Annotated in this window: 14 protein-coding genes; 6 read left to right on the forward strand and 8 right to left on the reverse strand. The window is 57.1% G+C overall.

Annotation, left to right across the window (positions count from 1 at the left end; translation table 11 throughout):
* Window positions 1–81: 81 nt before the first annotated feature.
* Window positions 82–2,232, reverse strand: a complete 2,151-nt coding sequence (gene btsT / locus AB2B48_RS20950) for a pyruvate/proton symporter BtsT (RefSeq protein WP_333013053.1) — start codon at window positions 2,230–2,232, stop codon at window positions 82–84.
* A 427-nt stretch (window positions 2,233–2,659) separates the two neighbouring features.
* Between btsT and AB2B48_RS20955 the strand changes: the two genes are divergently transcribed.
* The 3 genes from AB2B48_RS20955 to AB2B48_RS20965 are packed head-to-tail and all read left to right on the forward strand — an operon-like array spanning window position 2,660 to window position 7,221.
* Entirely contained in the window at window positions 2,660–3,949 is a 1,290-nt protein-coding gene (locus AB2B48_RS20955; protein WP_368300101.1) for an ABC transporter substrate-binding protein, read from the forward strand.
* A gap of 11 nt (window positions 3,950–3,960) precedes the next feature.
* A complete protein-coding gene (locus AB2B48_RS20960; RefSeq protein WP_333500520.1) occupies window positions 3,961–5,037 on the forward strand; it encodes a glycoside hydrolase family 88/105 protein in 1,077 nt (358 codons plus the stop codon).
* A 21-nt stretch (window positions 5,038–5,058) separates the two neighbouring features.
* Window positions 5,059–7,221, forward strand: a complete 2,163-nt coding sequence (locus tag AB2B48_RS20965) for a glycosyl hydrolase family 28 protein (protein WP_368300103.1) — start codon at window positions 5,059–5,061, stop codon at window positions 7,219–7,221.
* Between the two features lie 5 nt (window positions 7,222–7,226).
* Here the strand turns inward: AB2B48_RS20965 and AB2B48_RS20970 are convergent, their stop codons facing one another.
* Window positions 7,227–8,135: an FCD domain-containing protein gene (locus AB2B48_RS20970; RefSeq protein ID WP_368300105.1), complete on the reverse strand. Its 909-nt coding sequence runs from the start codon at window positions 8,133–8,135 to the stop codon at window positions 7,227–7,229.
* A gap of 138 nt (window positions 8,136–8,273) precedes the next feature.
* Here AB2B48_RS20970 and AB2B48_RS20975 point away from each other — a divergent pair, with 138 nt between their 5' ends.
* The 3 genes from AB2B48_RS20975 (at window position 8,274) to tsr (ending at window position 12,305) form a co-directional block, all read left to right on the forward strand.
* Entirely contained in the window at window positions 8,274–9,317 is a 1,044-nt protein-coding gene (locus AB2B48_RS20975; RefSeq protein WP_368300106.1) for a zinc-binding alcohol dehydrogenase family protein, read from the forward strand.
* A gap of 91 nt (window positions 9,318–9,408) precedes the next feature.
* Window positions 9,409–10,419, forward strand: a complete 1,011-nt coding sequence (locus tag AB2B48_RS20980) for an Ldh family oxidoreductase (protein ID WP_368300107.1) — start codon at window positions 9,409–9,411, stop codon at window positions 10,417–10,419.
* A 218-nt stretch (window positions 10,420–10,637) separates the two neighbouring features.
* Window positions 10,638–12,305 carry a methyl-accepting chemotaxis protein gene (gene tsr, locus AB2B48_RS20985; RefSeq protein WP_185668218.1) on the forward strand — a complete coding sequence of 556 codons (1,668 nt, stop codon included), beginning with the start codon at window positions 10,638–10,640 and terminating at the stop codon, window positions 12,303–12,305.
* Window positions 12,306–12,410: 105 nt separating this feature from the next.
* Here tsr and AB2B48_RS20990 read toward each other — a convergent pair whose 3' ends face one another.
* The 6 genes from AB2B48_RS20990 to AB2B48_RS21015 all read right to left on the reverse strand — a co-directional run bounded on the left by AB2B48_RS20990 (window position 12,411) and on the right by AB2B48_RS21015 (window position 18,148).
* On the reverse strand, window positions 12,411–12,887 hold the full coding sequence (locus AB2B48_RS20990) for a FidL-like protein (RefSeq protein ID WP_317983851.1): 477 nt from the start codon (window positions 12,885–12,887) through the stop codon (window positions 12,411–12,413).
* Window positions 12,884–13,633: a winged helix-turn-helix domain-containing protein gene (locus tag AB2B48_RS20995; RefSeq protein ID WP_185668221.1), complete on the reverse strand. Its 750-nt coding sequence runs from the start codon at window positions 13,631–13,633 to the stop codon at window positions 12,884–12,886. Before AB2B48_RS20995 ends, AB2B48_RS20990 begins: the two co-directional genes overlap by 4 nt.
* 106 nt (window positions 13,634–13,739) lie before the next feature.
* Window positions 13,740–14,708, reverse strand: a complete 969-nt coding sequence (locus AB2B48_RS21000; RefSeq protein WP_368300109.1) for a spore coat U domain-containing protein — start codon at window positions 14,706–14,708, stop codon at window positions 13,740–13,742.
* Complete coding sequence (locus AB2B48_RS21005; RefSeq protein WP_368300110.1) at window positions 14,699–16,912, reverse strand: fimbria/pilus outer membrane usher protein; 2,214 nt, start codon at window positions 16,910–16,912, stop codon at window positions 14,699–14,701. Before AB2B48_RS21005 ends, AB2B48_RS21000 begins: the two co-directional genes overlap by 10 nt.
* Window positions 16,896–17,651 carry a molecular chaperone gene (locus AB2B48_RS21010; RefSeq protein ID WP_368300111.1) on the reverse strand — a complete coding sequence of 252 codons (756 nt, stop codon included), beginning with the start codon at window positions 17,649–17,651 and terminating at the stop codon, window positions 16,896–16,898. The genes AB2B48_RS21005 and AB2B48_RS21010 overlap by 17 nt, the downstream gene beginning before the upstream one ends.
* Window positions 17,652–17,653: 2 nt before the next feature.
* Window positions 17,654–18,148, reverse strand: coding sequence for a spore coat U domain-containing protein (locus AB2B48_RS21015; protein WP_220440308.1), 495 nt, complete (start codon window positions 18,146–18,148; stop codon window positions 17,654–17,656).
* Window positions 18,149–18,234: the final 86 nt, after the last annotated feature.

Below are 18,234 nucleotides of genomic sequence, written 5' to 3' on the forward strand. Positions count from 1 at the left end.
CGAGGTTATCTCTATCGGGCTGGGGAACTCGTTTTCCCTCACCCCGACCCTCTCCCGGAAGGAGAGGGAGGGCTCGGTGGATTAGTGGTGTGAAGAGGTCTTCACGCCGCCTTCCGGTACCGGCACGTATGGGGTCTCTTTGTCGGTACGTTTATCGCTATTGCGCACCTGCATCCAGGTTTTGAAACCGTAGAAGATGATGCTGTACACCACCACCAGGAACAGAATACTCAGGCCTGCGTTGGTGTAGTTGTTGATAACGATGTGGTTCATGTTGGCAATCTGCTGGGCGGTCAGTTCACCACCGGCAGCAATCTTCTCTTTGTACTGGTTCGCCATGAAGAAGAAGCCTTCCATCTGCGGGTTGGTACTGAACAGTTTCAGGCCCAGCGCCCAGGTGGTGCAGATAAGCAGCCAGACCGCCGGGATGGTGGTCACCCAGATGTATTTGGTGCGCTTCATCTTAATCAGGATAACGGTACCCAGTACCAGCGCCACGGCGGCCAGCATCTGGTTAGAGATACCGAACAGCGGCCACAGGCTCTTCACGCCGCCCAGTGGGTCAACCACGCCTTGATACAGCAGGTAACCCCACAGGCCTACGCAGCCCGCAGTGGCGACCACGCCAGCGACCAGAGAGTCGGTTTTCTTCAGGAACGGTACGAAGTTACCGAGCAAATCCTGCAGCATAAAGCGGCCCGCACGGGTACCAGCATCCAGCGCGGTGAGGATGAACAGCGCTTCGAACAGAATACCGAAGTGGTACCAGAAGCCCATATCGGCCATCGGCAGCACTTTGTGGAACACGTGAGCAATACCGACGGCCAGGGTTGGTGCGCCGCCTGCGCGGTTCAGTACCGACGGTTCGCCGATATCTTTCGCCGTTTGCAGGATCTGCTCAGGGGTGATGACGAAGCCCCAGGAGCTGACGGTCGCCGCCGCGTGAACGGTCACATCTTTCAGCTGTGCCGCAATCAGCGCCGCGTTCTCGCCGCCCATCTCATGCAGGTTTGGCATGGTGATGCCAAGGCCTGCCGGAGGGGTGTTCATCGCGAAGTAGAGGCCCGGTTCGATGATGGAGGCTGCAACCAGCGCCATAATCGCTACGAAGGACTCCATCAGCATGGCGCCATAACCAATCAGACGCGCATCGTTTTCGTTCGCCAGCAGCTTCGGCGTGGTGCCGGAGGAGATCAGCGCGTGGAAGCCAGAAACCGCGCCACAGGCGATGGTGATAAACAGGAACGGGAACAGCGCGCCTTTCCACAGTGGGCCGGTGCCGTCGATGTACTGGGTCACGGCTGGCATTTTCAGATCCGGGTTGAGGATCACGATGCCGAGCGCCAGGCCAACGATAACGCCGATTTTCAGGAAGGTGGCGAGGTAGTCGCGCGGTGCCAGAATCAGCCATACCGGCAGCAGGGCAGAGATAAAGGCGTAACCAATCAGCGCGAAGGTGATGGTGGTGTCTTTAAAGGTCAGCGCCGGGCCCCAGTATGGGTCGTGGGCAATCACGCCGCCGAAGTAGATAGAGGCAACCAGCAGCACGATACCAATCACCGACACTTCGCCTACGCGGCCCGGACGGATAAAGCGCATGTAGATACCCATAAACAGCGCAATCGGCACGGTCGAGCAGACGGTGAACACGCCCCACGGGCTTTCTGCCAGGGCTTTCACCACGATCAGCGCCAGCACCGCCAGGATGATGATCATAATCAGGAAGCAGCCGAACAGGGCAATGGAGCCCGGCACGCGGCCCATCTCTTCTTTGACCATTTCACCCAGCGACGAACCGTTACGGCGCGTGGAGATAAACAGCACCATAAAGTCCTGCACCGCACCCGCCAGCACCACGCCCGCCAGCAGCCAGAGGGTACCCGGCAGGTAGCCCATCTGCGCGGCCAGTACCGGCCCTACCAGCGGGCCCGCACCGGCGATAGCGGCGAAGTGGTGGCCGAACAGCACGTAGCGGTTGGTCGGCACGTAGTTCAGGCCATCGTTGTTGATGACCGCCGGCGTTGCACGCGTAGGGTCGAGCTTCATCACCTTCTGGGCGATGTAGAGACTGTAGTAGCGATACGCCACCAGATACACAGAAACCGACGCGACGACGATCCACAGGGCACTAACGTGCTCACCGCGGCGCAGTGCGACGACCGAGAGGCAAAATGCACCGATGATTCCGAGAATCACCCAGGGTATGTGCTTGAATAGCTTTTTCGTATCCATAGTAAAACCTGGTTCTAATAGGATGAATAATCAGCCGAAGCTGCCGTTGTTTTGAGTTTGGGTTTGAGGAGGTATTGATCGTTATGCTGATGACAAGCTTGCCAGAGATACGCGCGCGTAAAGTTGGGTAAATCGGTGAGCGGTTGAAAGCGATGGCTAAGCGGTTATGTGAGGGGGTAAGCGGTTGGCTACATGCTGAACGGTAGCTAAATATGTGATTGAGATCTCAAGTTTTTTCCTCAGCGTCGTTTCCCTACGACGGACTTCGTATGATTAAAAACCAATTAAAAACACTATTGTCACTTATTGATCACAACTCCGGGTCCTGGTCTGCTCCACATCGTCCGTTTTTTCCGACTATTTGACTCATCTTCGGACGGTGAGCCACGTCGCTCATCGGCCTGTATCCTTAAAAAGGACGAAAACAATGAAAAATATGCGGCTAAAAGTGATGTGTTGCGTGCTGGGGGCGGGAATGTTGTGGCCGATGATGGGTCAGTCCGCCACCGAGTTACGCATGTCGTGGTGGGGCGGTAACCAGCGGCACCAGGCCACGACGGAAGCGATTAAAGCCTTCGAAGCACAAAACCCTGACGTCAAAATCAATACCGAACCCAGCGGCTGGGATGGCTACTTATCTCGCCTGAGCACGCAACTGGCGGGTAATACCGAGCCGGACGTGATGCAAATAAACTGGAACTGGCTGGTGATGTTTTCCAAAAACGGTGACGGTTTTTATGACATTAACCGCCAGGCATCGCTTATCGACCTGACGCAGTTCTCGAGCCAGGGCAAACAGCTGGTGACGGTGAACGGCAAACTCAACGGTGTACCGGTGGCCATGACCGGGCGCTCGATGTACTACAACCCCGACCTGTGGAAAAAAGCGGGCGTGGCGTATCCACAAACCTGGGAGCAGATGATTGCGGCGGGCCCGGTGTTTAAAAGCAAACTGGGGGACGATTACTACCCGTTTATTCTCGCTAATCACGACACCACCATCATGACGTTCCTGAACTCGTATATGGTGCAGAAATACAATATTTCGATGATTAACCCGCAGACCAAAGCCTTTAACTACAGCCGTGAACAGTGGCTGGACTATTTCGGGCTGTATAAAAAGCTGGTGGATAATCACGTTATCCCGTCCATGAAATATCTGTCGTCGTTCGGCAAGGCCAACGCCTGGGAAATTAAACCGTGGCTGGAGGGCAAAATTGGCGGCGTACACACCTGGAGCACCGATGGCACCTTTGCGGGAGGCCTGCGCGCGCCCGCGCATCTGGAAGTGGGCCCTTACCCTATGCTGCCCGGTGCCACCGACGCGGGGATCTTCTTCAAGCCAGCAATGATGTTCTCCATCGGCAAAAACAGCCGTCATCCCGAGCTGGCGGCCAAGCTTATCAATTTCCTGCTGAACGACCCGCAGGGCATCAAGGCGATGGGGCTACAGCGCGGCGTCCCGCTGAGCGCTGAAGCGGTGAAAGTGCTGCAACAGGACGGCGTGCTGGATAGCAGCCAGATTCAGGTTCAGGGGCTGGCGCAGGTCGATAAGTTAATGGGCAAAATCGAACCGTCGCCATGGTTTGAAAACCCGCAACTGCTGGCCTACTTCCTCGACGCGGTGCAGCGTTTTGATTACGGGCAGCTCACGGTTGAACAGCTGGCCGATGAATTCCCGCAACGCGCGCAGCGTGTGCTGAAAAAAATCATGTAAATGAGGTGGTTATGTCGCAATTATTGAAAGAGTCCATTCTAAGCAAACTGGATACGCTGTTTAATGAGCTGATTGTGGTACGCACCAACGATGCCGAGCTTAAAAAACAGAAGGTTATCGCCTCCGACTTGTCGATTGAAAACTGGGACTGGTCGCAGGGCGTTGGGATTTACGGCATCTGGCGGCTGTACCACATCACCCGCGAGCCGCGCTACCTGGCCTACCTCAACGGCTGGTTCTCGCGACGCATGGCGGAAGGTCTGCCGGAAAAGAACATCAACCGCATGGCGCCGATGCTGACGGCCACCTGTATGGCGATGGAATCAGGCGAAACGGCCTGGCAGGCAGACATTGCCGAGTATGCCGACTGGATTGATACGCGCCTGCTGCGCACCCAGGAAAATGGCTTTACCCACTGTACCAGCGACCACCTGAACGAAGAGCAGCTGTGGGTGGATACGCTGTTTATGAGCGGCTTATTCCATGCAAAAGCGTCGCTGCTGCTGGATAAGCCGCGCTATATGGACGATGTGGCGTACCAGTTTTTACTGCACATCAAGTACCTGATCGACCGCCGTAGCGGGTTGTGGATGCACGGCTGGAGCTTTATCGACCGCAACAACTACGGTGCGGCGCTGTGGGGGCGTGGCAACGGCTGGGCCGCTGCGGGCAGCGTGGATTTTCTGGAGATGGTGACGGAAGAGACGGCGAATACCCGTTTTATCCGCGAAGCGTTTGTTCGACAGATGCTGGCGGCGGTGCACTATCAGCACAGCAACGGCATGTGGTCGACGCTTATCGATCACCCCGAAAGCTACGAGGAAGCATCGGGCACCGCTGGGCTGACCTATGCCTTGCTGAAAGGCGCGCGGCTTGGCCTGCTGGATAACCGTTGCCGCGATGCGGGCTGGGCGGGTGTGCAGGCGTTGATGGCACGAATTAATGAACACGGTGAAGTGGCGGATGTGTCAGCCGGAACGTCAGTCGGGCGCGATTTGCAGCATTATCTGGATATTCGCGTACGTCAGCGCGCCTACGGGCAGTCGCTGGCGATGCTGGCGTTAGGGGAAGCGCTCGCCCATTTATAATCTGAACTTAAGGACAAGGTGATGACCATAAACCCCAGCGTAGTGCTGAGCGTGGAGGAAGAGAGAAAGATTCTGGCGCGGATCCGCGATCCGCAGTTTCCCGCCAGAGAGATAAACGTACGCGATTGTGGTGCGGTCGGTGACGGGACGACGCTGGATACCGATGCCCTTCAGCGGGCGATTTTCCAACTGCACGCGCTGGGCGGCGGCCGCGTGGTGGTGCCCGCTGGGCGCTACCTTACCGGCTCGCTGGAGCTGTTGAGCAACATTGATCTGCATCTGGAAAGCCGCCAAAGCGTGCTGCTGTTCACCACCGACACCACCGAAGCGCACTATCCGCTGGCCTATGGTCACTGGGAGTGCTCGCCCCTGTGGAATTACCGGGCGCTGATCTACGCGCGTCATGCGCAGAACATCGCGCTGACCGGCAGCGGTACTCTGGACGGGCAGGCCAGCGAAAGCGTGTGGTGGCACTGGACCCATCAGATTGAACACGCCTGGTCGACTCACGCGCAAAATTTGCAGCGCCCCGCGAGCCTGCGGCTACGCGAAATGAACCTCAACGGGGTGCCGGTGGCGGAGCGCCGTTTTGGCGACGGCCACTATTTACGCCCGATGTTTATCCAGACGCTGCACTGCCAGAACGTGCTGCTGGCGGGAGTCACGCTACGCAACTCGCCGATGTGGCAGGTCAACCCGGTTATGTGCCGCAACGTGACGGTGCGCGGCATGACGCTACGCTCGCACGGCCACAACAACGACGGTGTGGATCCGGAAAGCTGCTGCGATGTGCTGATTGAAGACAATCTGTTTGATTCCGGTGATGACTGCATTGCCATTAAATCCGGGCGCGATCGTGACGGGCGTGAAGCCAATATTCCCTGCGAAAATATCATCATCCGTAATAACCGTTTCGCCGATGGCCACGGCGGCATCGCGCTGGGCAGTGAAATGAGCGGCGGCATCCGCAACGTTTTTGCCGCGGGCAACGAATTCGACAGCCCGGCGTTAACCTATCCCCTGCGCCTGAAGGCCAACGCGCTGCGCGGCGGGGTGATTGAAAACGTCTGGCTGCGTCACTCTAAGGTGAAGCGGGTGCGCGATGCCGTGGTCCACGCCACCATGAACTATGCCGAAGGGGTCTACGGGAGCCATTTACCGCGCTTTCGCAATATCGTGATTGAAGATCTGGAAGCGAGCGGCGGAGAGTACGGCCTGTTTATTGAAGGGTTGCCGCAGTCGCCGATTGAGGGGCTGGTGCTGAAAGATATCCGCCTTCACGACGTCGAGAACCCGCTGCATGCCGCCCACTGGGGACGCGGCGTTAAAATGGAAAACGTGGTGATCAACGGGCTCGATTATCCGCGCCCGGTGCAGCTTTTTGTCCGCGGATTGCCGCAGGTCGGGGATTATCTGCGCGCGGTGGCGACGCTACCGGGGAACGATGACGCGGTGCTGCGCTACGACTGGTGGCTGGGTAAAACGGCGGACGGGCCAATGACGCCGCTCGGTGAAGGGGACATTCTGTCGCTAACGCCGACCATGAGCGGGCGTTTTGTTCGCTGCCAGGTACACCATGGGCAGATGAGCCTGCTCGGCAAGCCCTGGTTGATTGGGCCGGAGGGCTGCATTCAATTGGCAAGCGGCGAGTCGGTCAACGCGGGCATTCTGCGGGCGCGGGGCATTCTCGATAACGACAGCGGCGCGGAGTGCATCACCCGGTTTGAGCTGGCACAAATGGTGATCCGGCTATGGGGGCTGCAGTATCAGCCATCCTGCGGCCTGGTGATTGACGATCTGGCGGCGGATTCCGTCTGGTATCCGGGCATCGAAGCGCTGATTCAGCGCGGCATGATGGCGCTTGATAAAGGGAAATTTAACCCGGATAAACCGATTCGCCGCGAAGAGGCCGCCACGGTTGCCATGATGAGCTGCGGGGTGTCGTATCGCAACGCCTCAACGATGCTGCAATCGACCTTCACCGATGGCCGCCTTCTGCGGGATATTTACCTCACTAACGCCCAGCGCGCCGTGGCTTTTGGTTTTCTGCGCTGTAACCACGAAGGGCGCTTTCACCCTCGGCGCTATCTGCGCCGCCATGAAGCGCTGGAAATGCTGCTGGCGATGAGCCACTTTATCGGCGATCAGGACCGGCCTCAGCGGCAGGTGCAGACGCTGCCGTAACGGGATTAACGGCGAGCGGTTTGATCGATCGAACGGATCATCGACTGCTTCGCCGTCATTAAATGGTTACGTAACGCCAGAGTGGCGTCGAGATCGTTCCGGCAGATCAGGGCGATCAGGATCATCATATGTTCGTCGATGGCGATAATATTGCGCTGTTTCAGATCGCTTTCATCCCATTGATAGTGGAAGTGGAAAATAACCGAGATAATTTCTAATGACTGATTGAAAAATATATTATCGGCTGCGGAGAGCAGCAGTGAATGAAAATCACGATCGAGCTGCGAGAATGTTTTGACATTATCGCCAATATTGTCGCGCAGCTGGCGATGATATTCCAGAAGGGTTTTTGCCCGTAGCCAGTGTGGGTCATTATCGGGCAGGCTTAAAAAACGCTGTAAAGCATGTAACTCTAACATTTCACGTAATTCAAATAGCTGCTCGGCGTAAGCGCGATCGAACTCTTTCATTCGCCACAGACCACGTTTTTCGCTCACGATAAGATTATAGCGGCCAAACTTCAGTAAATATTCCCGCGCGGCAACCGGACTCACTCCCGCCATTTTGGCCAACTGAATTTCACTCATCACTTCCCCGGCCTTTAACTGCCGCTGGTTGATCATGGAGAAAAACGCCTGCTCAAAAATCTGCGTCTGCTCCTCAAGCGGTGCCTGGGTGCACTCAAAGCCATCCAGAGCATCAGGCTTGCGTATCACGATGTAATCATTATTGATTTTTTCCAGTACACCGCGCACCTGTAGATGCGAAAGAATGTGGCGAACGGTAGTGCGGCTGATGTTGTACATGTCGCCCAGTGAGGACTGCGCCGGTAGCGGCGACGGAATATGGCCCTGGGCGATGCCATCAATAATTTGGTTGACGACGCTGCGGCGTAAATTTTGCGAACGGCTCATGGTTATCTCCCCCTGTGGTTTATTAAAGACGAATTTAAAACATATTTCTGCGCTGATATTCACAAGAATTTATTCCGCTGATGCTGAAACGCTCTGAAATCCACAATAACAACCATAACGAAAACAGGAGACGTCGTAATGGCAATGATGAAAACATGGGTTTGTCAGCAACCGGGTGAATTAACGTGGCAATCAAGAGATATTCCAAAACCACAACAACATGAGGTCTTAATAAAGGTAAAAACGGTTGGTATCTGCGGAACAGATATTCATGCGTGGCGAGGGAAACAACCTTTTTTCAGCTACCCTCGCGTATTAGGGCATGAAATTTGCGGGACGATCGTCGCGCTCGGCAGCCAGACTGACCATTGGCACGTTGGTCAGCAGATCGCGGTGATCCCCTATGTCTCCTGCCATGAATGCTCTGCGTGCCGGAGCGGGCGAGAGAACTGCTGTGAAAATATTGCGGTGATTGGCGTCCATCGTGATGGCGGGTTCAGCGAATATTTATGCGTGCCTGAGCAAAACATCCTGCTGGCGGAAGGCATTGCGCCCGAAGCGGTTGCGCTGATTGAGCCGTTTGCCATCAGCGCACATGCGGTTCGCCGCGCGGCCGTGAAGCCCGGTGACGCGGTCCTGGTGGTGGGCGCGGGGCCAATTGGGCTGGGGACGGCAGCCATTGCGGCGGCGGAAGGCGCGCAGGTGGTGATGGTGGATACTAGCCCGGAGCGCCGCGCGCACGTGGCGCACCAGCTGGCGTTACCGGCTCTCGATCCGCTGGCCGATGACTTCCTCACTCAGTTGCGCGATAGCTTTGGCGATGACCTTGCACAGACGGTGATTGATGCCACCGGCAGCGCGCAGTCGATGAATCGCGCGGTGGAGTTGATTCGCCACGGTGGCAGCATTGTGTTTGTCGGCCTGTTTAAAGGCGACCTGCAGTTCTCTGATCCGGAGTTCCATAAAAAAGAGACCACGCTGCTGGGCAGCCGAAACGCCACAAAAGCGGACTTTGCGCGGGTGGGGGAGCTGATGCAGCGTGGGCTGCTGCGCGCCGACATGCTGCTGACTCACCGGTTGCACTTTGATGAGTTGGGTAGCACCTATGAACGAGATGTCATCAATAATCCACGGCTGATTAAAGGCGTGATAGAGTTTAGCGAGAACATTGCTGGCGCTTAATAAAATAAATGTGATGTAAATCAATATGTTAACTAAGTAAAACCTGCGCCTCCGTCTACGCTAAAGCCTGTCCGACAATATGGAGAAAAACATGACAACGGTAAACATCGCGCTTAAGGAAGCCTATCAACTGGCCTTCGACGTCCTCAGCTCAAACGGATTTTCAGCCGCACACGCCGACGCTATCGCCCGCAACGTCACTGCGGGTGAACGCGACGGCTGTGCCTCACACGGCCTGTGGCGCCTGCTGGGGATCGTAGAAACTCTGCGCAAAGGCAAGGTGTCGCCGGATGCGGAACCGACGATTGTCGATCAGGCGCCCGCTATCGTTAAAGCGGATGCTAACGGGGCGTATTCGCTGTGTGCCTATGAAAAGGCGCTGCCGTTGCTGATTGAAAAAGCTCGCCACTGTGGGATTGCGGCGCTGGCGATCAACCGTTGCGTGCACTTCTCGGCGCTGTTTGCCGACGTGGAACCGCTGACCGACGTGGGGCTGGTGGGTTACGCCTGTACGCCAAGCCATGCGTGGGTGGCCCCGGCGGGTGGCACCCAACCGCTGTTCGGCACCAACCCGATTGCGTTCGGCTGGCCGCGCGGTGCGAAGCCGCCGTTTATTTTTGATATGGCGACCAGCGCCGCGGCGCGCGGTGAAATTCAGCTGCACCAACGGGCGGGTAAGCCAATTCCAGAAGGCTGGGGGATTGATAGCGACGGCCAGCCAACCACCGACCCGCAGGCGGTGCTGGACGGGGCGATGCTGACCTTCGGCGGCCATAAAGGCTCGGCGCTGGCGGCGATGGTGGAGCTGTTCGCCGGCCCGCTGATTGGCGATATGACCAGCGCCGAATCGCTGGCGTGGGATAACGGCGCGGGCGGCCTGCCGTACGGCGGCGAGCTGATTCTGGCGTTTGATCCGCAGCGTTTCCTGGGAGCAGAAGCCGGGGCGCATCTGGCGCGCGCTGAGACGTTGTTTAGCGGCATGCAGGCGCAGGGCGCGAGACTGCCTGGCGAGCGGCGCTATCTGGCGCGCGAGCAAAGTGAGCTACATGGGCTGGATGTTTCTCGTGGCCTGTACGACGAGATTTGTGCGCTGCGCGGGTAACGAGCATCCCCGGCGGCGCTCCGCTTGGCCGGGCTACGCGATCCGTCAATCTGCACTCATCGGTTCCCTCTCCCCTATGGGGAGAGGGCTAGGGTGAGGGGAACAGGCACGCTCGGTGATGCAAAATCGCGCCGCTACCCGTATTAATAGTCACAATTTCTATAAAGTTTTGTCTTTTCCCGCCGAAAACTCGTTATTCGTCCGGAGGAAAGAGAAACATGTTAAAACGTATAAAGATCGTCACCAGCCTCGTGCTGGTTTTGGTGTTGTTTGGCCTGTTACAGCTGGCGTCAGGGGGACTGTTCTTTAACTCTTTGAAGCATGACAAAGAGAACTTCACCATTCTGCAAACTGTGCGTCAGCAGCAGTCCGGGCTGAACGGGAGCTGGGTTGCTCTGCTGCAAACCCGCAATACTCTCAACCGTGCAGGGATCCGTTACATGATGGATCAGAACAATATCGGCAGCGGCGCTACCGTTGCCGAGTTGATGCAGATTGCCACCAAATCACTGTCAGATGCGGAAAAACGCTGGACCGAGTACGAAGCGATGCCGCGTGACCCGCGTCAGAGCGAAGCGGCGGCGCTGGAAATCAAACGTAACTACGATATCTACCACGGCGCGCTGTCCGAACTTATCCAACTGCTGGGCGCAGGCAAAATCAACGACTTCTTCGACCAACCGACTCAGGGTTATCAGGACGGCTTTGAGAAGGCGTACGTCAACTATCTGCAACAGAACGACAGCCTGTACGACCTGGCGGTCAACGACAGCAATGCCTCCTACACGCAGGCCATGTGGATCCTGTTTAGCGTGATGATCGCCGTACTGGCCGTGATCATCTCCGTCTGGCTGGGCGTGCGCAAGACGCTTATCGAACCACTGAATCGTTTAATCGACAGCATTCGCCACATTGCGGGCGGTGACCTGGTCAAACGCATCGACGTGGAAAGCGACAACGAAATGGGCGAGCTGGCACACTCTCTGCGCCATATGCAGGGTGAACTGGCGCGCACCGTGGGTGAAGTTCGTCAGGGGGCTCACGCGATTTACAGCGGCGCGAGTGAAATTGCGATGGGCAACAACGACCTCTCTTCACGTACCGAGCAGCAGGCGGCTTCTCTGGAAGAGACGGCGGCGAGTATGGAAGAGCTGACGGCGACCGTGAAGCAGAACGCCGAAAACGCCCGTCAGGCGAGCCATCTGGCGCTGAGCGCATCGGAAACCGCGCAGAAGGGCGGTAAAGTCGTGGATAACGTGGTGCAGACCATGCGTGATATCACCGCCAGTTCGCAGAAAATTGCCGACATTATCAGCGTGATTGACGGTATTGCCTTCCAGACCAACATTCTGGCACTGAACGCCGCGGTGGAAGCCGCACGTGCCGGTGAACAGGGGCGTGGTTTTGCAGTGGTCGCCGGTGAAGTTCGCAACCTGGCGCAGCGCAGCGCCCAGGCGGCACGGGAAATTAAGAGTCTGATTGAAGACTCGGTAAACCGTGTCGACCTCGGTTCCACGCTGGTAGAAAGCGCGGGCGAAACCATGGATGAAATCGTGAATGCGGTGACCCGCGTAACCGATATCATGGGCGAAATTGCTTCCGCATCTGACGAGCAGAGCCGGGGTATCGACCAGGTTGGCCTGGCGGTATCGGAAATGGACCGTGTCACCCAACAGAACGCCTCGCTGGTGGAAGAGTCTGCAGCAGCCGCCGCCGCGCTGGAAGAGCAGGCTAGCCGACTGACGCAGGCGGTGGCCGTGTTCCGCATCCAGCAGGGCCAGGCAAGCACCGCGCGCGAACCGGTCAGCGTAGCCGCTGCGCCAGCGCCGGGTACGCTGCGTAAAGCGGCGGCAACCGACACCGGGGAAAACTGGGAAACCTTCTGATATGACATGCGCCCCTGTCAGGGCGCATGAGCTCAGTATCAGGCGCATGGCGCAGCGTGATTCATACGCCATGCCGTGCGCCACTTCTTGCGCTATAGCCCGTGATCAGCCAGCGCAAACCAAAATTGGCGAATAAAAGTTACTGATAATCATCGCATTATCCGGCGTTTTGCGAATGCTCAACAGCCGTTTCTGACCAGGGGTAATACCCAGCGCATATTTTTCAAATACCCCTGCGGGCACGTTATCGTGACCAAACTTCTCGACCTGTTTGATGCGTAGCTCGTAAAACGTTTCATGCACGTAGTGCCAGTCAAAGCTCTCCTGGCGAGACACTTTAGTATGTTGCCCATCGTTAAGCACCTCGCCGTTCATATTGAAATAGCCGGTACCGTCAGGCGCAAAGTGCATCACCACCATTCCTTCAAATGAGAAGCGGTTGTCCTGATGGCTGTCCTTATAGGTCAGGCTGCCCTGACAGGTCATGGAGAGGCGCGTGGTGTTGTGTATCCAGAGCGAGGTGCCGAGGATAATCAGCAGGTTAACAAGAAGGACGACAATCAGCCGTTTATGCTTTTTCACTTTTGCCACTCGTAGTAATAGAGCGTCTGGCAGGCGCTGGCTTTGCCAAGAAACTGAGAGCATTGCGAGAGTACCAGTCGGCCGTCATCACCGTACAGCAGGGGATCCTGAATGTGCGCGTAGAACACCGAATGGTTCAGGCAGGAGAATGCTCCGTCGTTTTTAATCTGTTTTATCAGTGTTTTAGCCCGCTCCCGGAAGACATCTGCCAGCGGAGCGAGGGTGTAGACCGGGCAGGTGTCGATATGATCCAGTAAATAGATCTCAGCCTGCTGCTGCTGGTTTTTCCAGGCGATTGCTGTGCCGCAGAGCGTGAGCACGATAACCGTGACCAGTGCGTAGAGGGCGGTAAAATTTCTGGCGCGGGAGATTTTTTCGGGTTTAGCCACCGTAGGGACACGTGGGGCAGAAAGCGGCACGATGGAGGTCTCTGCGCTGAACATAAACCCGACTTTTGGCACGGTGACAATAAACGGGCTGTCAGGCACCAGCGTGGCGAAAATTTTCCGCAGAATGCTGATGTACTGATTCAGTGAGTTACTGGAGCCGCGCAGGCCTCGCTCATCCCACACCTGTTCAAAGAACGTTTCTCGCTCGACCACCATGCCGTGATGGGCAATCAGCAGGTTGAGGATATGTTGCGCCGTGCAGGTGAGCACCTGACTGTCCGAGTCGGGATCGTTTTGTAGTGTCAGTGAACCGTCCTCGTTGTCATAAACAAGCACGTTCGCGAGCAGATATTTCATGTTTTTCAGCGATCCGGATCGGGGAAGCAAGGTGGTTTTCGCGTGTAGATGACCATGTTAACTCGAGTTGTTATCGGTAACATTGATCCGGCGCGCCCAAATCTGATTAATAAGTAAGCGTAATCACCACGTCGTCACTAAACAAGCCGGTACCGGTGAGCGTCTGCGGAGGTACGGTGCCGTAAACGGTGAAGTTCTGTACATTTCCGTCTTCGTGCGTGACCTCCAGCGTATTGCTGCCGATCTGTTCTCCCCAGGGAGTGGTTGCCGCCGCATCCTGCCACAGCGCGTATTGCAGACACTGATGCTTATCGTTACACAGCTGTCGCTGGCTTCCAGAGGCGTTTTCACCGGTGCTGATGCCCAAGGAGTAATGCGTCCCCACCGGGCAACGAGAACGAATGGTGGCGGTTGAAGCGACCCGCGACATCAGCGATGTGCTGTTGACCGTACCAAAATCCAGCGGCGTGACGCTCTGGATAAAACAACTGTCGGATAGCGTAGCGCTGGCGCTGGAGGAGTTGTCGATGGCTTCCCCTTCGTTCTCACCATCCTGACAGTCGTGCAGGGATGCCGTGGACGTCGCGCTATTCCAGGTCAGCCTTAGCCCCATGGTGTAGTTAAAGTAGCTGCGTACCGGCAGGTTACTCTGCCCGGCCGGTATGGAGGCCAGAAGGGGAAATGTCCCGCCAACAACCTGGTTTCCCCCCGCGGTGAGTGAGGTTTGCAGCGCGCGTCCCGATGCTTGTGAGGTCAGTTCCTGGCTGGTATCGAGGGTGTTATAGAGGCGAAACAGCATGGTGTACTGCTTACCCTCTTCATCGCCGTTTGAGGTCATTTTAAACGGTGAGGTATCCAGGCTGCTCAGGCAGACTTTGAAGTAACGGGTCTCGCCGTAGTCGGCGTAGCAGCTGAATTTTACGCTCGCGTGCGTCGAACTGCCGCTGCCGGTGACCAGCGTACCAAAGGCAGAGGTTTCCCCCTGGGTTATCCAGCAGTTTGAGGCGTGAGCCGGACGGCACAGGAGGCCCGCGCACAGCAGCAGGAGCAGAACGAGGGGGATTTTTAATGACACGGCAAGACTCCCAGATTGATGGTCGTTTCGCCCCTGGAAGCTGGCAGACTGACTTCGCAGCGTCCTGAGCGGCTCTGTATTGCAAGCGTGCCGGGCATCGGCGGGTTTTCCAGCCAGATAAAGCCATCGCGGCCAACGATAGATTGGCTATCGCCAAAGGTGATAAGGCTGCCGATAGGCAACGGTCTGTTCTGCCGATCGATAAGCTGTGCGCTGACTAAGCGTGAACGGTGTACCTGGAAATCAACTTTGACGGCTTCACTCCGCCCTGGAGTGGCGTGCATTTCCGTGAGCGGTGTGACCACCTCTGGCGGCAAATTCAGCGGGTCGAGTGAAACTTTGCTGTTCTGGTAGCGGGGCAGATCCGTCAGCAGCAGAAAGCCGTTAGCATCGGTTGTACCCGCGGGGCGGTTTTCCACCGCAATCGGAACGCCGCTAATGCCGTCGGTAGTGACCAGCGCAATGCCCTGGCGGTTGTAGCGCAGCGCGTAGGGGTGCGAGTCCAGCAGAATGAAAGATCCTTCTCCGCTGAGATAGTGGCTGTTGCTTTGGTTGTCGCGGTCTATCCCCGTATGCCATTCGCCGTACTGGCTCAGATACCCCAGATCGGCATGCTGTTGCCGGGTATTGCCGCTATTCTGGCTGAGCTGCCATGACCAACCGCCGAGCTGATAATCCGGCTGATGGCGATAGTCTGCGCGCGTGGATTGGTTGCCCATCTGCAGCGACACCGTGTCGTTACGGCCAAGCGGAACGGACAGCATCAGCTGAACGGTCTTATCACCCGTGTTGAGCGCATGGGTAAACGCGAAGGTGGTTGAGATGCGGTTGCTGAACGATTTTGACCAACTGGCATTAAGGTAGCGGGCGCTGTCCTGGCGTACCCATCCCGCGCCGAGGGTTCCCCAGCCCGATAGCGCCTGGCTGACCCACAGGTTGTCGGTGCGTCTGACCGGCAGGCTGCCGGAGAGCCGTGCGATATCCGTCCAGGCATCGCTGCTGCGGCTGGTACTGGCGGCGACGCCCAAACCCTGCCCGTTCCACTGATAGCCAAATCCCCACTTCACGCCATCCCCCGCCGGGCTTTGGCTACCGGCGATATGGCTGCTGGCGATACCCAAAAGTGGTGAAACCAGCCAGTCGCCCGATACGCCGAGGTTATGCGCATCCCGGTGCTGCTCGGTGTGGGTGCTGAGGGTCAGGCTGTTGTTGAGGCCATAGCGCCAGCCGGCATCCAGCATCGGCGAGGCGGCGTAGTCGTTGGAGCGCTCGGCATAGCGCTGTCGCAGCCAGCCTATATCCAGCGAGCCGCTGCTGACGCCCTGCGCCAGCATATTGGGGGCGCCGTATAAATCGAGCGTCACTTCACGGCGCTGACCGTTGATATCGGTGATCACCACTTGCGCCTGACCGCTGCCGGAGAACGTTGGAAGGGTGTTGAGCACGTAGTTGCCCGGGGTGACCTGCTGGTGGCTCTGTTGAAGCCCGTCGATATATAAATCGACCGTTGACGGTAACACCACGCTGTCGCTGTAGGCCGTGCGGGGGGCGGTATTGAGCTGCGGGTCGAGCTGAAAATTCCGCGCCAGATGCAGGCCGCCAAAACGCACCTGGCGGCTCCAGTTCACGCCCGTCGTCACGTTATCCCCCAGTGAAATGCTGGTGAGCGAGGCGGGGAAATCCAGCTGCCAGGTGGTCATCAGACGCGTGTTGGCCTCTGGCGTGGCGTTATCTCCGCGCTGAAAACGGCTATTCATGCTGTTGCTAAGCTGACCCGGCAACCAGCCGGAGGTTTGCAGCTGGCTTTGTAAGCTCGTCTGTTTGAGCGTTGGCGTTTCGCTGGAGTAGAGCGAGTAATCCAGCGTGAGATTGCCCATTTCATCGGCCTGAGGCAGGGCATCGGACGCAGGGTGAGGTGCAGTTTCCAGATGCTGCACGCTGGCCAGTTTCCCTTCAGGCAGCGTAAGAGCGAGCTGTTGCTGAAGGCCGTCATAGCTGGCCTGAATACCCTGTACCGTCGCAAGGTTAACCCACGGAGCGGATGCTTCTGGCATGGCGATACCCAGCCGCGCCGCATCTTCCACGTTGATCCATAGCTCGCTGTTGTCGACGCGAACGGGCCATAGCCCGTCATGAAGAGAACGGTTAACGGTGATGGAGAGATACTGCGTTGTTTCAGCGGGCGGCTCAGCGTGAAGCGGCATGGCTATTAACCACAGCAGCAGGATACACGCTGAGCTGACTGGCTTGGGTGTGTTCATTCAGATAAGCGCGTAAGGAGAAGAGTAAATCGCGGTGAGGGCGTTTAAACGGCAGCGCAAATTGCTTCCCCGCAAGCACATAGCCAGCCAGACCTGAGAGCGAATCGACCACCTGCCCATTACGAGCAATAGCCTGAACGTCGCTCAAGCGGATATGTGTACTACCGTGGTTCTGGCACCAGACTTCCCCATTTTCCTGTTGGCAGGAGAGCTGCGTGGTTTCATCTTTTTGCGCCACATCTTCAGGTGCGATAAACAGCGGAATGGAGTAGCGCAGCAGGAAATGGACGCCATTCTGGCCGTCGGTGCCGAGATGGGCACGGGGCAGTTCATCAACCAGCAGCCGGAAGCTCTGCTCTTGTGAATGGGGAGCAGGGTTGAGCACCACAATGCGTACCAGCTGGCGCTGGCCGGGCGCCAGAGACGTTACCGCCGGGCTGCTGACAACCTCGTTCGTCTGCGTCAGGACATCTTTACCCGAGGATTGCGTCCAGTCATAAACGCGGATCTGCGCGTGAATGGGCTGGTCTCCGGTATTGGTGAGGTACAGCGCACCGGCGCGCTGGGCGGTTGAAAGATTCAGCATCACCGGTGCGACCTGCAGGGTGGCGCAGTGCGCGTAGTGGGTAAACGCGAACAAAATGGCCAGCCAGCAAAGGGCAAAGAGAGAGAAACGACGCATGCTTAGTACACCAGATTCAGGGTGACGTCATCGCTGTACAAACCGGCTTTGGCATTGGTTAAAGCACCTGCTTCGATAACACCAACGATGGTTTCCGATTGAGTCTGCCCGGTACCGGTCCCTTCAATCCCACCGCTGGCGTTGACCGGCGTTTTCTTGCTTTCATCGGCATACAGCTTATAGGCAATGTTCTGTGCCCCGAGGCTGCTGTCTTCTGGCTTGAGCCAAAACGTGCCGTCACTTTCGCTATCGCTGCTGGCCGCTGAGAGGTTAAACGGCGTACCGTTGGTACACAGCACGTTAAGCTGAGTGGTGGTATTAATTTCACGGGATTCGTCAGAGCCGTGGCTGGCGAAGTTCAGATCGTTGGTCTGAAGCGTGCAGGACTTCAGCACTTCCAGCGAAACGTGCATGGTTGCTGTGGCAGAACTGTCCGCCAGGGCAGAGTGGGACATCAAGTAAAACAGGCTGAAAATGACGATAGGCATCCTTTTCATAGGTAATCTCCGGTAGATAAATTGACGCAGTCGTGGATTAAACGTGTTCCTGGACGGTATTTGCGCAAATAGTAGATTTGGCTACC

It is taken from the genome of Kluyvera sichuanensis (assembly GCF_040930405.1).
GTDB lineage: Bacteria > Pseudomonadota > Gammaproteobacteria > Enterobacterales > Enterobacteriaceae > Kluyvera > Kluyvera sichuanensis.